This window comes from Rhodoblastus sphagnicola (genome assembly GCF_002937075.1).
GTDB lineage: Bacteria > Pseudomonadota > Alphaproteobacteria > Rhizobiales > Beijerinckiaceae > Rhodoblastus > Rhodoblastus sphagnicola.
In genome coordinates this window covers 1-13,984 of record NZ_NHSJ01000007.1, presented here as the reverse complement: position 1 = coordinate 13,984, position 13,984 = coordinate 1, and the positions used below count along the sequence as shown (strand labels likewise).

Sequence of the window (13,984 nt, the reverse complement as noted above, 5' to 3'; positions counted from 1 at the left end):
TCTTGAAGGGCGACGTGCTCGGCTATACCCCGCCCGCCGCTCCGGCCCCGGCGCCTGTCGCCGTCCGCGCCCCCTCGGCGCCGTCGGACGCTTCGCGCGAAGAGCGCGTGCGCATGACCAAGCTGCGCCAGACCATCGCGCGCCGCCTGAAGGACGCCCAGAACGCCGCCGCCATGCTGACCACGTTCAACGAAGTGGACATGCTGCCGCTGATGAGCCTGCGCACGCAATACAAGGAGCTGTTCGAGAAGAAGCACGGCGTAAAACTCGGCTTCATGGGCTTCTTCGTAAAGGCTTGCACCCACGCGCTGAAGGAAGTTCCGGCCGTCAACGCCGAGATCGACGGCACGGACATCATCTACAAGAATTTTTGTCACGTCGGCGTCGCCGTCGGCACCGACAAGGGTCTTGTGGTCCCGGTGGTGCGCGATGCGGAAAAACTGTCGATCGCCGGCGTGGAAAAGACCATCTCCGATTTCGGCAAGCGCGCCCGCGACGGCCAGCTCAAGATCGACGAGATGCAGGGCGGCACCTTCACCATCTCCAATGGCGGGGTCTATGGCTCGCTGATGTCCACGCCGATCCTGAACGCGCCGCAGTCGGGCATTCTCGGCATGCACAAGATCCAGGAGCGCCCGGTGGCGATCGGCGGCAAGGTCGAGATTCGCCCGATGATGTATCTGGCTTTGTCCTACGATCACCGCATCGTCGATGGCAAGGAAGCGGTCACGTTCCTCGTCCGCGTCAAGGAGGCGCTGGAAGACCCGGCGCGCCTCGTGCTCGACCTCTGATAATCAAATGGTGCGGTTTTTGGCGTTGATTAACCGCACCATCCCACCCTTTGTCTTTGGCGGTTTATCTCATGCGAAAGCTTTGGATTTCTTATTCTTGGAAGGATAACAGCGAAAATGACGTCGATTTCATTGCTCAACGGATTGGGCAAGCCGGCGTCCTAGTGAAGCTTGACCGACTTGTTCTAGAGGCGGGGCAACGGCTTTGGCCCCAAATTGAACGCCATATATGCGACCCCAAAGAATGTGACGCTTGGTGCATCTATCTCACCCAAAACAGTCTTACAAGCGAGGCGGTTCTCGAAGAGATTAGCTATGCAGTTGATCGTGCGCTGAGATCACGCGGTAATGCTTTTCCTATAGTCGCCATCAATCCAGGCGATGTTGATAAAAATAGCGTACCTGCCTCGCTTCGCACGAGGCTCTATATTGACTTAACAGACCCTAATTGGATTGAACGAATCGTTGCTGCTACACAAGGACGGCCTCCTAATATTTCTATTGAACAAATTCTCCCTTTTTTCCTGAAGGAACACAATCTGGATGGAAAGCGTGTTGTTGAAATCCATCCAAGAGCAGGGCGCTGGCATCCTGCGTTCGTTGCAACCTTGGCATCTGAAGCAAAGTATATCGGATGTCTTATGCAAGGACCATCGGGCCGCGCATCGCTTGATGGGATGATAAATTCCGGTACATTTTCTTACGATAATTTGAATGAGAAAATATCTGGAACAGTCATATTTCACAATATAACACCCATAAACAGCATTTACGTTGAGTTATCCGGGGCAGTTAGCAAGCTTATTTTTGGATCAATTAAAGGTGAGCAACTCGACGAGGCTTATCAGTACAATCCGCCTCTCACTTAAAACGAAAAGGCAAAGCGTAATGTCCTACGACCTCATCGTGATCGGCTCCGGCCCGGGCGGCTATGTCTGCGCCATCCGCGCGGCCCAGCTCGGCCTGAAGACCGCCATCGTCGAAAAGCGCAAGACCCACGGCGGCGCCTGCCTGAACATCGGCTGCATTCCGTCAAAAGCGCTGCTTTACGCTTCCGAAGTTTATGAAGAGGTCGCCCACGGCCTGGGAAAACTCGGCGTCACCGTCGGCAAGCCCAAACTCGACCTGCCCGCCATGATGAAGCACAAGGACGATACGGTCGGCGCCAATGTGCAAGGCGTCGGCTTCCTGCTGAAGAAGAACAAGGTTGACGCTTTTTTCGGAACCGGCTCGATCCCCGCCGCCGGCAAAGTGGAGGTCGCCGCCGAGGACGGCTCCAGGCAGGTGTTGGACACCAAGACCATCGTCATCGCCACCGGCTCCGATGTCGCCCAACTCCCCGGCGTGACCATCGATGAAAAAATCGTGGTTTCCTCCACCGGCGCGCTCGAACTGTCGAAAGTGCCGGGCAAACTGATCGTGGTCGGCGCCGGCGTGATCGGCCTCGAACTCGGCTCGGTGTGGCGGCGTCTCGGCGCCGAAGTGACCGTGGTCGAATTTTTGGACCGCATCCTGCCCGGCCTTGACCTCGACACCTGCAAGCAGTTCCAGCGCCTGCTCGAAAAGCAGGGCGTGAAATTCCAACTGGGGTCCAAGGTGTCCAAGGTCGAGGCCAACGGCAAGGGCGCCAAGGTGACGGTCGAGCCCGCCGCCGGCGGCGACGCAACGGTTCTCGACGCCGATGTCGTGCTGATCGCCATCGGCCGCCGGCCCTATACCGAAAACCTCGGCCTGGAAGCTTTGGGCGTCGCCACGGAGCGGGGCCAGATTGTCATCGACAGCCATTTCGCCACCAATGTCCCCGGCATCTACGCCATCGGCGATGTGGTGCGCGGGCCGATGCTGGCCCACAAAGCCGAGGACGAGGGCATGGCGGTCGCCGAGATTCTGGCGGGCCAGCATGGCCATGTGAACTACGAAGTGATCCCCGGCGTGGTCTATACCAGCCCGGAAATCGCCTGTGTCGGCGCGACCGAAGAAGATTTGAAGGCCAAGGGCATCGCCTACAAGGTCGGCAAGTTCCCCTTCACCGCCAACGGCCGCGCCCGCGCCGCCAACCACACCGATGGTTTCGTGAAAATTCTGGCGGATGCGACGACCGACCGGGTGCTTGGCGTGCACATCCTCGGCCATGGCGCCGGCGAGATGATCGCCGAGGCCGCCGTTCTCATGGAGTTTGGCGGCTCGTCCGAAGATCTGGCGCGCACGTGCCACGCCCATCCGACCATGTCGGAGGCGGTCAAGGAAGCCGCCCTCGCCGTCGAAAAGCGCGCGATCCATATGTAAGCGAGTCCTCGGCGCCCAAAGGCCCGGCGTGTCCGGGCCTTTTTGGGTTTCTGGCGAGGCCGCGCGCCTGCCGCCGATGCTGGATTGGGGAGCGCCAGACAAGATGAATTTGCTCCGCCGACGTTGAGGGGTCATCCTGCCGCCGTGTCGCCGCCTGACTCCACCGAACCGTTGAATCTCTCAAAACTCTCGCCCGGCGCGCGATTGCTGAGAAGCTTGCGCATAGTCCTGCGCGCCAACGAATTTGCGCTGGTCGCGACCGCCGCGCTGGTGGGATGTCTCGCCGCGCTCTGCGTGACGGCGATGACGCAAACGGCGATTTTCTTTCACGAGAAAATCTATGACCTGCCGTTCGACGTTCGGCTCAGCGCCGCCGCGAAAATATCGCCCTTGGCGGCGTTTTCCGCGCTGATCGTCGCCGGTCTGGCGATCGGCGCCATGGAAACGTGGCGGCGCAAGAGAAACATCCCCGCCCCCGTCGATCCCGTGGAGGCCAATGCCCTGCGCGGCGGACACATGTCGTTGCGCGACAGTTTTGTCGTGGCGTTGCAGACCCTCATTTCCAATTGCGCGGGCGCCTCGGTCGGGTTGGAAGCCGGCTACGCCCAGATTGGCGCAGCCCTCGGATCGACGCTCGGACAGAAATTGCGGCTGCGGCGCGGCGACCTTCGCGTGCTCGTCGGCGCGGGCGCCGCCGCGGCCATAGCGGGCGCTTTCAACGCGCCCTTGACGGGCGCCTTCTATGGTTTCGAGGTGGTGCTCGGCGCCTATTCCATTTCCGGCGCGGCGCCGATCTTCGCGGCCGCGATCTCGGGAACGCTTGTGACAAAACTCGTCGCGACCGCGCCCTATCAGATCGAAGCGCCGCCGCTGCAATCCCTCGTCTGGAGTTCATATATTCTATTGATCGGGCTGGCTGCGCTCACCTCGGCGCTGGGCATTTTCACCATGCGCGCGGCGGGCTTTGCGGAAAAGGCGCTGGACGCGACCCGAATCGTCCCCTTGTTCCGTCCGGTCATCGGCGCCGTGATCGTCGCATCGCTCGCCACGTTCACGCCGCAGGTGCTCGGCGCGGGACATGGCGCGCTCGCCCTGGACGTGGCGACGAATTTTCCTGTCGCGGTCCTCCTGGCCTTCCTGGGCATGAAGATTGTCGCCTGCCTCGCTTCATTGGCGAGCGGATTTCGCGGCGGCCTGTTCTTCGCCTCATTGCTGATGGGCGCCCTGATCGGAAAGATTTACGCCTTGTCCCTGGCGCAATTCGCTCCGGCTTTCGCGCCCGACCCGACGCTGTGCATTCTCGCGGGCATGGCGACCTTCGGCGCCGTGATCGTCGGCGGCCCGCTCACGCTGGCCTTCCTGGTTCTGGAGGGCGTCTCGGACTTTTCAGCCGCCAGCGCCATTATCGCCGCGACGATATCGGCCAGTCTCATCGCGCGTTCGGCCTTTGGCTATTCCTTCTCGACCTGGCGCCTGCATCTGCGCGGCGAGAACATCCGCAGCGCCAATGACATCGGGTGGATCGAGGAATTGAAGGTCGGAAAGTTGATGCGGCCGGCGCCAGCCACCGCGCCCGATCGGATCGACCTCGACGCCTTCTGCCAACTTTTCCCCGCCGGCGGCGAGCAAGCGGTCGCGCTGGTCGATCGCGCCGGTCGCTATGCCGGTCTCGTCAACGTGGCTGAAGCGCACGCACACGCCCGAAGCCGCGAAGGCCGGGCGAAAACCCTCGCGCGTCATGCCGATGTCTGGCTCACCCCGGAGATGAACGCCAAAACGGCCATGGCGCTGTTCGACAAATCCGAAGCCGATCTGCTCGCGGTCGTCAATCCCGTGACGGGCGCGCCGCTCGGCGCGGTGACGGAAGCTTTTCTCGCGCGGCGCTATGCTGAAAGAGCCGACGCCGCCGCGCGCAACGCCATCGGAATCTAGGCTGGTCTTTGTCTGCGCAGAATCTTTTCCAAGAGCGCGACTCCCTGTGTTGGGATCATGCCCGGGGATGCGCCGACTTGTAGGCGTCGAGCAGGCGCGCCTTGTCCACGGCCGTGTAAATCTGCGTCGTCGACAGGCTCGCATGTCCGAGCAATTCCTGAATCGAGCGCAGGTCGCCGCCGCGCCCCAGCAGATGGGTGGCGAAGGAATGGCGCAGCGCGTGTGGCGTCGCCGAATCCGGCAGGCCAAGCGCGCCGCGCAACCGTTCAACCGTCAACTGAATGATTCGCGGCGACAGTGGCCCGCCGCGCGCCCCGACGAACAGCGGCCCTTCCGGCGTGAGCGGATGCGGGCAAAGTTCGAGATAGGCTTCAACCGCCTTGCGGACCGGTTGAATGACCGGCGCGGCGCGCGTCTTGCCGCCCTTGCCCTTGACGATCAGCGAATCGACGGCCCCGACCGGCGCGTCGCGGCGGGTGATCGCCAAAGCCTCGGAAATGCGCAGGCCCGCGCCATAAAGCAGGGCGAGCGCCGCCGCGTCGCGGGCGACGATCCAGGCCGGACGCGCCTCGCCCATGTCGCCTTCGCCGGACGCCAGTTCGCGCGCCTTGGCGACGGACAGGGCCTTGGGCAGCACGCGCGCCAGTTTGGGCGAACGCACCTTGGTGAAAACGTCGATGTCGGCAATCTTTTCGCGGCCCAGATGCCGCGCGAACGACCTCAGGCCCGCCAATTGCCGCAGCAGCGAACGCGAGGCGACGCCTTGCTCCCGCCGTTGCGCCATGAAGGCGCGCAAATCCGTCGGTTTCAGCGCCGCCAGGGCCGTGAGGGCGACGGTCCCGCCAAGCCGATGGCTGGCAAAGACGAGAAACTGCCGGAGATCGCGCGCGTAAGCGTCGAGCGTCAGCGGCGACACCCGGCGTTCTCCAGCCAACCGCCGCAGCCACGCGCCGGCGGCGGCGGCGAGGTCGGCGTCGGCATGAGGAAAGGCGAGTTCGGCGAAAGGCTCGGTTCTGGACATAATCCGAGCCTAGCAGATGAAATTCAAGAAAGCCTTGCGGCGCGCCTCACGCTTTCTTGTAGTCATCCCCCGCTTGCGCCCGGAACTCTTCGAGATGGCGGCCAATTTGGTGCTCCGACTGCTCGACGCCCGCTTCGGAAAAGTCCTTCAGGATCTTTTCGACGACTCCGGAGGACACTTGTCCGAGGACGCTGTTGAGGACCAGATCCTTGGCGTAGGCATCCGCCGCCGCGCCGCTTTTGCCCAGCTTCTCCGCCGCCCAGAGCCCCAGGAGCTTGTGCGCCCGCGCCAGGGTCTTGAACTGAAGCTCTTCGTCATGCGCGAACTTGTTCTCGTAGGCGTCTTCGCGCTTGTCGAACGTGGACATGATTTTTTCCCTTTGCATGCGAGCCTAAGTTTAGACCCTTTATACTGGCTCGGAGTCCGCTAGGCCAGTAGCGCTTCCGTCCAACATGACGTGAAACGTCAAGCCGCGGATTGTGTTCCCGCGACGAATCCGGTTGTGCTACGGCTCGGAACGGGCTAGGAACCTCTGGAAACGCGTCGCGAATTCGTGAGCGCGCGCCAAAGCAGGCATCGACGCCGCTGCCGCGCCCCCGGAGAGTTGGACGTATCGTCGCGGGAGGCTAGGCGCGCATGCGATCGACCGAAACTTCCCTGGTTTTCTCAAAGTGATCGGTTGAACCCCATGAACCGCCGCCGTCGCATTTACGAAGGCAAGGCCAAGGTCCTCTACGAAGGCCCGGAGCCCGGCACCCTCATTCAGCATTTCAAGGACGACGCCACCGCCTTCAACGCCAAGAAGCATGAAGTGATCGATGGCAAGGGCGTCCTGAACAATCGGATATCCGAGTATATCTTCCAGAATCTGAACGATATCGGCGTGCCCACGCACTTCATCCGCCGGCTCAACATGCGCGAGCAGTTGATCCGCGAAGTGGAGATCGTGCCGCTCGAAGTCGTGGTGCGCAATGTCGCCGCCGGTTCGCTGTCGACAAGACTCGGCATCGAGGAAGGCTCGCAACTGCCGCGCTCCATCATCGAATTCTATTACAAGAACGACGCGCTCAACGATCCCATGGTGTCGGAAGAGCACATCACCGCCTTCGGCTGGGCGACGCCCCAGGAAATCGACGACATCATGGCGCTCGCCATTCGCGTCAACGATTTCCTCACCGGCCTGTTTCTCGGCGTCGGCATCCGTCTGGTCGATTTCAAGATGGAATGCGGTCGCCTTTGGGAAGGCGACATGATGCGCATCGTCGTCGCCGACGAAATCTCGCCCGATTCGTGCCGTTTGTGGGACATCAAGTCGAACGACAAGCTCGACAAGGACCGTTTCCGCCGCGACATGGGCGGTCTGGTCGAGGCCTATTCCGAAGTCGCCCGCCGACTCGGCATCATGCAGGAAAACGAGAAGCCGGTCGCGACCGGCCCGAAACTGGTGCAGTGAGGACTCCGATGAAAGCCCGTGTGACCGTCACCCTGAAGACCGGCGTGCTCGACCCTCAGGGCAAGGCGATCGAAGGCGCGCTACACTCGCTCGGCATCGAGGGCGTCGCCTCGGTGCGCCAGGGCAAGGTGTTCGACATCGAGGTCGAAGGCTCCGACCCGGAAGCCGCCAAGGTGGCGCTCGCGGCCGCCAGCGAAAAGCTGCTGGCCAATACGGTCGTCGAAAACTACCGCGTCGAAATCCTCTGATTTCCAGCAAACCGAGGTTTTGATGAAAGCCGCGATCGTGCTTTTCCCCGGCTCCAACCGCGAGGGCGACGCCGCGCGCGCCCTGCGTCAGGCGGGCGCCGACACATCCATCGTCTGGCACGACGATCCCGATCTGCCTGACAGAACCGACCTCGTCGTTCTGCCCGGCGGCTTTTCCTATGGCGATTATCTGCGCTGCGGCGCCATCGCCGGCCGCGCCAAGGTCATGGACGCCGTGCGCGCCCATGCCGCGCGGGGCGGCTATGTGCTGGGCATCTGCAATGGTTTCCAGATTCTCTGTGAGAGCGGCCTGCTGCCGGGCGTGCTGATGCGCAACCGCGACCTGCGCTTCGTCTGCAAACGCCAGTTCCTGCGAGTCGAGCGCAACGACACGGTTTTCACGCGCGCTTACGCCCGACATCAAGCCATCGATGTCGCCATCGCCCACGGCGAGGGCAATTACGAGGCGCATGACGAGACGATTCGCGCGCTTGAAGACCAGGGCCGCATCGCCTTCCGTTATTGCGACGCCGAGGGAATCGTCGGCGGGGACGCAAATCCGAACGGCTCGACCCATGACATCGCGGGCATCTATTCGGAAAAATTCAACGTGCTCGGCATGATGCCGCATCCTGAAAACCTGATCGACCCTCTGGTCGGCGGGATCGATGGGCGCGGCCTGTTCGAGAGCCTTGTCGCCGCATAAAGGCTCGACAAAGACAGGATAATTCTGTAAGGCACCGCCTCCGGCTGATAACGCCGGCTCAAGATGCGTCCGCTCTCGCGGGCGCCAACTCACAACAGCGTTCCGAAACGCTCGCCGCAAAGGCGAAACGGAGAAAACAATGGTCGACATTATCAAGCAGCTCGAAGCCGAGCAGATCGCCAAGCTTTCCGCAAACAAGACCATTCCCGAATTCGGTCCCGGCGACACCGTGATCGTCAACGTGAAGGTCAAGGAAGGCGACCGCGCCCGCGTGCAGGCCTATGAAGGCGTCGTGATCGCCCGCAACGGCGGCGGCCTCAACGAGAGCTTCACCGTCCGCAAGATTTCCTACGGCGAAGGCGTGGAGCGCGTTTTCCCGATCTATGGGCCGCTGATCGATTCGATCAAGGTGGTCCGTCGCGGCAAGGTGCGTCGCGCCAAGCTCTATTACCTGCGCGATCGTCGCGGCAAGTCGGCCCGTATCGCCGAGCGCACGGACATCAAGGCCAAGGCCAAGACCGCCAAGGGCGAGTAACCTCTTCCGGGGTCAAAACTCGACTTTTCGCGAAGGCTGGCCGCTGCGCCAGCCTTTTGCGTTCGCCACAAACGGCGCGTCAAGCCTTGCAATGGAGCGCGCCACACCTAATTTCAGCGCATTCGGGCGGAGATATCCGCCGCGACAGGGATGATGAAGATGGTTGGGACCACGGGCAAGCCGCGCACTCTGTATGACAAGATCTGGGACGACCACGTCGTGGACATCCAGCCCGACGGCACCGCCCTGCTCTACATCGACCGTCATCTCATCCACGAAGTCACCAGCCCCCAGGCTTTCGAGGGCCTGCGTCTGGCCGGCAGAAAAGTCCACGCGCCGCAGAAGACGCTGGCCGTGGTCGATCACAATGTCCCGACCACCGACCGCTCAAAACCGATCGAAGACCTCGAATCCAAGGCGCAGGTCGAACAGCTCGCCATCAACGCGCGCGATTTCGGCGTCGAATATTATCATGAGCACGACCGTCGTCAGGGCGTCGTCCACATCGTCGGGCCGGAACAGGGTTTTACGCTCCCCGGCGCGACCATCGTCTGCGGCGACAGCCACACCTCCACCCATGGCGCTTTCGGCGCTCTCGCTCACGGCATCGGCACGTCTGAAGTCGAGCACGTGCTGGCGACCCAGACCCTGATCCAGGCCAAGGCCAAGAACATGCTGGTCAAGGTCAACGGCAAGCTCGGCGCGGGCGTCACGGCAAAAGACATCGTGCTGGCGATCATCGGCAAGATCGGCACAGCCGGGGGCACCGGCTATGTCATCGAATATGCCGGCGAGGCCATCGAAGCCCTGTCGATGGAAGGCCGCATGACCGTCTGCAACATGTCGATCGAAGGCGGCGCCCGCGCCGGCCTGATCGCCCCGGACGAAAAGACTTTTGCTTACATCAAGGACCGTCCCAAGGCGCCCAAGGGCGAGGCTTTTGAGCGGGCCGTGCAATACTGGAGCCATCTCAAGTCCGATCCGGGCGCGCATTATGACGCCGTGGTCGAACTCGATGCCGGCAATTTGCCGCCGGTCCTGACCTGGGGCACCAGCCCCGAGGACGTCGTCGCCATTGATGGCGTCGTTCCGACGGTGGAGAGCGGCAAGACCGAGGCGCAGCGCGCCAAGATCCAGCGCTCGCTCGACTATATGGGTCTGAAAGGCGGCGAGAAGCCGACCGAGATCAAGATCGATCGCGTCTTCATCGGCTCCTGCACCAATGGCCGCATCGAGGATTTACGCGCTGCGGCGAAGATTGCAGAGGGCAAGAAGGTCGCGGCCCATGTCAACGCTTTGGTCGTGCCCGGCTCCGGTCTGGTCAAGGAACAGGCGGAAGCCGAGGGCCTCGACAAGATTTTCCTCGCCGCCGGTTTCGAATGGCGCGAACCCGGTTGCTCCATGTGTCTGGCGATGAACCCGGACCGTCTGGCACCGGGCGAACGCTGCGCTTCGACCTCGAACCGCAATTTCGAAGGCCGCCAGGGCTTTAAGGGCCGCACCCATCTCGTGTCGCCCGCCATGGCGGCGGCGGCGGCCATCGCCGGCCATTTCGTCGATGTGCGCAACCTGACCTGAGGACCGAATGGACGCGGAAAACCTGCGCGCCCTTCAGGCGCCCCTGAAAGAGAAATACAAGGCGGATGCGCAATCCGCCCTGGTGACGCTGAAGGCGCAGGGCGACATTTCCGGCGAGGGGTTGGCGTGCAAAGTCTCGACCTCACGGGCGCTGATCGAGGCCGGTCTTCACCCCGCCACCGGCGGAACGGGCATGCAGGCCTGTTCCGGCGACATGCTGCTGGAGGCGCTGGTCGCTTGCGCCGGCGTGACCCTGAAAGCCGTGGCGACCGCGCTTGATTTCAAGCTCAAGGGCGGCGCCGTGCGCGCCGAAGGCGATCTGGATTTTCGCGGCACACTCGGCGTCGCCAAGGATGCGCCGGTCGGTTTTGTCGCGATACGGCTGGTGTTCGATCTCGATACGGACGAACCGCAGGACCGCATCGACGCGCTGACCAAGCTGACGGAACGTTACTGCGTGGTGTTCCAGACCCTGGCGAAGCCGCCGCAAATCGCATTGACGGTGAATCGCTGAATGGGCAGCATCAATCCTCCTTCCGTCGATTGGGCGATGCGCAAGGCGCCGTCTCTGACCGACTTCGAGACCTTGGCGGAGGCGGCCTTTCTCCGCTTGCCAAAGCGTTTCCTGCGCTACTGCAACGGGTTGATCATCCAGATCGAGGATTTCCCGGACGAGGAACTGCTCGACGAAATGGGCTGCGAAAGCGAATTCGAACTGCTCGGCCTTTTCCGTGGACACGGCCTTGCGCAGGGCGACGAGGTGCAGACCGGGCAGTTTCCCAACATGGTCTATCTCTACCGCCGCCCGATCCTGGACGCATGGGCCGAAAGCGAGGAGACGCTGGGCGACCTCATCCGCCACGTCCTGATCCATGAGATCGGCCACCATTTCGGCCTTTCCGACGAAGACATGGAAACAATCGAGCGCGAAGCCGACTAATTCGTTTCAACCCCACAATCCGCGAGAAGCGAGCAAGACAATGGACAAATTCACGGTTTTGACGGGCGTCGCCGCGCCGCTGCCCATCACCAATATCGACACCGACATGATCATCCCCAAGCAGTATCTGAAGACGATCGCGCGCACCGGGTTGGGCAAGGGGTTGTTTTCGGAACTGCGCTTCAAGGATGACGGTTCGGAAAACGCCGATTTCGTCCTGAACAAGCCGGCCTATCGCAAGGCCCAGATCATCGTCGCGGAAGACAATTTCGGCTGCGGCTCGTCGCGCGAACATGCGCCCTGGGCGTTGCTCGACTTCGGCATTCGCGCGGTCATTTCGACCAGCTTCGCCGACATTTTCTATAACAACTGCTTCAAGAACGGCATCCTGCCGATCAAGGTCTCCAAGGAGGATTTGGCCAAACTGCTGGACGACGCCCAGCGCGGCGCCAATGCGACCCTGACCATTGACCTCGCGGCGCAGGAAGTGCGCGGACCGGACGGCGGCGTGGTCAAATTCGACATCGACCCGCACCGCAAGCATTGCCTGCTGGAAGGCCTCGACGACATCGGCCTCACCCTGGTCAAGGCGCCCAAGATCGGCGATTTCGAAGCCAAGATCGCCGAGGAGCGGCCCTGGATTTGATCGGCTGATGTTTGGTTAACAAAAACGCGCTAGGCTCGGAGCATGAGACATCTGAGCCTTTCCCTTCTCGCCCTTCTCGCGCTCGGCGTCCCGGCGCGCGCGGACTTCGACTCGTGCAAGGCGCATATCAAGGCCGAAGCCGCGTCGGAGGGCGTGTCCGGCGCGACTTTGTCGCGCGCCCTGGACGATCTCGAACCCAATGACGCCCCGACTTTTCTGGGCGTGCAGCCGGAATTCTCGACGCCGATCTGGGATTATATCGCCGGATTGGTGGACGAGGAGCGTGTGAGCGAGGGCCGGGCCGCTTTCTCCACCTACCGACAGGCCGCCTCCGCCGCCCAGCAGCGGTTTGGGGTCGACGCCGCCGCCGTTGTGGCCGTCTGGGGCGTCGAGTCGAATTTCGGCAAGAATTTTGGCGTGCGACCGGTGATCCAGTCGCTGGCTTCGTTGGCCTGCCTTGGCAGCCGCCGCAACGATTATTTCCGGGGCGAGTTGATCGCCGCCCTGAAAATCGTGGACCGGGGCGACGTCAAGCTGGAGGAATTTACCGGCTCCTGGGCGGGCGCCTTTGGCAACACCCAGTTCATGCCCTCGACCTTCCTGCGCCTCGCGGTCGATATGGACGGCGACGGGCGGCGCGACGTGGTCGGATCGGTCGCGGACGCGCTGGGCTCTACGGCGAATTTCTTGCGCAGTTCGGGCTGGGTCAGCGGCCTCCCCTGGGGCTTTGAGGTCGCGCTGCCAGAGAATTACCACGGACCTTCGGGACGCGGCGGCAAGCAGCCGCTGGCGGCCTGGGCACAACGCGGCCTGACCCATATCGACGGCGCGGCCCTGGCCGGCTCCGGCGCTTTCGGCCTGCTGCTGCCGGCCGGGCCGCACGGACCCGCCTTCCTGGTCTCGCGCAACTTCGACGCCTTTTATTCTTACAATGCGGCGGAATCCTATGCTTTGGCCATCGCCCTGTTGTCGGATCGGCTGAAAGGCAAGCCGGCGGTGCAAACCCCCTGGCCCACCGACGACCCCGGACTGTCGCGCGCCGAACGCCGCGAGGTGCAGGCGCGGCTCGAACAGCGCGGCTACGATGTCGGCGGCAAGCACGACGGCGTGATGGGAACCAAGACCCGCGATGCCATCAAAGCCTTCGAGGACAGCGCCGGCTTGAAAGCGGACGGCCGCGCCGGCCAAAAAGTTCTCGAATTGTTGCGCGGGGGACGCTGAGACTCAGTCCAGCCGAACCAGCCCGTCGGGCAATTCATTGCCCTTGCCGTTGGCCGGCGCCGCGCGCGCCAGCAGCGCGCCGCAGCGGTCGATCGCCGCGACAAATCCCTCTGTCACCCTTTTGGCGCGCAGGCGCTCGGTGAGGACGGCGATCACCTCGCGCCATTCGGCCTCCGAGATTTTTCCCGCCAAACCCTCGTCGGGCAGGATGCGCGCGTAGCGCTCCTCCAGCGAAACGAAGATCAGCACGCCCGCCCGGCTTTGCGTCCGACCGACGCCTCGCGTGAAAAACTGTTCGGTCGCGGCGCGAAACGCTTGCCGCCGCCGCTCGGCGCGGGGAACCAGCGCGACGCCGAGGGAGGTCACCCCCAACACCGCCAGCGCGAGGATGAAGACCGCAAGCTGAATGGCGAAGATGATTTGCGCGGACCAGTCGGTCGCGGACAGCAGCGGCCAGGGCGCCAGGCACGCCAAGGCGCCGGCATAAAGCGCCGCCGCGCCGCCGCTGTCGCAGGATCGCCGCGCGAGAACGCAGACGATCTGGCCGCTGGTCCGCGCTTCGGCCCGCTGGACCGCCGCCATGACTTCGGCTTCACCGACTTGTGCGCGCATCACCAGTCTCCCGAA

16 protein-coding genes are annotated in these 13,984 nt (G+C 62.9%); 13 read left to right on the top strand and 3 right to left on the bottom strand.

Features of this window, described 5'->3' with window-relative positions; translation table 11 throughout:
• The 4 genes from odhB to CCR94_RS00265 form a co-directional block, all read left to right on the top strand.
• Positions 1-791: 2-oxoglutarate dehydrogenase complex dihydrolipoyllysine-residue succinyltransferase (gene odhB / locus CCR94_RS00280; RefSeq protein ID WP_104505901.1), on the top strand; the 791-nt coding region annotated here is incomplete at its 5' end.
• Between the two features lie 71 nt (positions 792-862).
• Positions 863-1,660: a toll/interleukin-1 receptor domain-containing protein gene (locus CCR94_RS00275; RefSeq protein WP_104505900.1), complete on the top strand. Its 798-nt coding sequence runs from the start codon at positions 863-865 to the stop codon at positions 1,658-1,660.
• A gap of 19 nt (positions 1,661-1,679) precedes the next feature.
• The gene (gene lpdA, locus CCR94_RS00270) at positions 1,680-3,077 is read left to right on the top strand and encodes a dihydrolipoyl dehydrogenase (protein WP_104505899.1); all 1,398 of its coding nucleotides are present in this window, start codon (positions 1,680-1,682) and stop codon (positions 3,075-3,077) included.
• A gap of 144 nt (positions 3,078-3,221) precedes the next feature.
• Positions 3,222-5,009 (top strand): chloride channel protein, encoded by a 1,788-nt coding sequence (locus CCR94_RS00265; RefSeq protein WP_146089766.1) that lies wholly within the window; start codon positions 3,222-3,224, stop codon positions 5,007-5,009.
• A gap of 55 nt (positions 5,010-5,064) precedes the next feature.
• On the opposite strand, the gene CCR94_RS00260 is transcribed toward CCR94_RS00265, so the two are convergent.
• Both CCR94_RS00260 and CCR94_RS00255 read right to left on the bottom strand, forming a co-directional pair.
• A complete protein-coding gene (locus CCR94_RS00260; RefSeq protein WP_104505897.1) occupies positions 5,065-6,030 on the bottom strand; it encodes a tyrosine recombinase XerC in 966 nt (321 codons plus the stop codon).
• Positions 6,031-6,076: 46 nt separating this feature from the next.
• Entirely contained in the window at positions 6,077-6,397 is a 321-nt protein-coding gene (locus CCR94_RS00255) for a DUF1476 domain-containing protein (RefSeq protein ID WP_104505896.1), read from the bottom strand.
• A 321-nt stretch (positions 6,398-6,718) separates the two neighbouring features.
• On the opposite strand from CCR94_RS00255, the gene purC reads away from it, so the two are divergent.
• From purC to CCR94_RS00210, 9 genes are all read left to right on the top strand, one after another.
• On the top strand, positions 6,719-7,483 hold the full coding sequence (gene purC / locus CCR94_RS00250) for a phosphoribosylaminoimidazolesuccinocarboxamide synthase (RefSeq protein ID WP_104505895.1): 765 nt from the start codon (positions 6,719-6,721) through the stop codon (positions 7,481-7,483).
• Positions 7,484-7,491: 8 nt separating this feature from the next.
• Positions 7,492-7,731: a phosphoribosylformylglycinamidine synthase subunit PurS gene (gene purS / locus CCR94_RS00245; RefSeq protein ID WP_104505894.1), complete on the top strand. Its 240-nt coding sequence runs from the start codon at positions 7,492-7,494 to the stop codon at positions 7,729-7,731.
• A gap of 22 nt (positions 7,732-7,753) precedes the next feature.
• Positions 7,754-8,437: a phosphoribosylformylglycinamidine synthase subunit PurQ gene (purQ, locus tag CCR94_RS00240; protein WP_104505893.1), complete on the top strand. Its 684-nt coding sequence runs from the start codon at positions 7,754-7,756 to the stop codon at positions 8,435-8,437.
• Positions 8,438-8,576: 139 nt separating this feature from the next.
• A complete protein-coding gene (rplS, locus tag CCR94_RS00235) occupies positions 8,577-8,972 on the top strand; it encodes a 50S ribosomal protein L19 (RefSeq protein WP_104505892.1) in 396 nt (131 codons plus the stop codon).
• Between the two features lie 159 nt (positions 8,973-9,131).
• Complete coding sequence (leuC, locus tag CCR94_RS00230; RefSeq protein ID WP_104505902.1) at positions 9,132-10,550, top strand: 3-isopropylmalate dehydratase large subunit; 1,419 nt, start codon at positions 9,132-9,134, stop codon at positions 10,548-10,550.
• A 7-nt stretch (positions 10,551-10,557) separates the two neighbouring features.
• Positions 10,558-11,064, top strand: a complete 507-nt coding sequence (locus tag CCR94_RS00225; protein WP_104505891.1) for an OsmC family protein — start codon at positions 10,558-10,560, stop codon at positions 11,062-11,064.
• Entirely contained in the window at positions 11,065-11,490 is a 426-nt protein-coding gene (locus CCR94_RS00220; RefSeq protein ID WP_104505890.1) for a metallopeptidase family protein, read from the top strand.
• Positions 11,491-11,530: 40 nt separating this feature from the next.
• A complete protein-coding gene (gene leuD, locus CCR94_RS00215; protein WP_104505889.1) occupies positions 11,531-12,136 on the top strand; it encodes a 3-isopropylmalate dehydratase small subunit in 606 nt (201 codons plus the stop codon).
• Positions 12,137-12,178: 42 nt separating this feature from the next.
• The gene (locus CCR94_RS00210) at positions 12,179-13,357 is read left to right on the top strand and encodes a lytic murein transglycosylase (protein ID WP_104505888.1); all 1,179 of its coding nucleotides are present in this window, start codon (positions 12,179-12,181) and stop codon (positions 13,355-13,357) included.
• Positions 13,358-13,360: 3 nt separating this feature from the next.
• Here the strand turns inward: CCR94_RS00210 and CCR94_RS00205 are convergent.
• The coding region (locus CCR94_RS00205; protein ID WP_104505887.1) for a TPM domain-containing protein at positions 13,361-13,984 on the bottom strand (624 nt) is incomplete at its 5' end.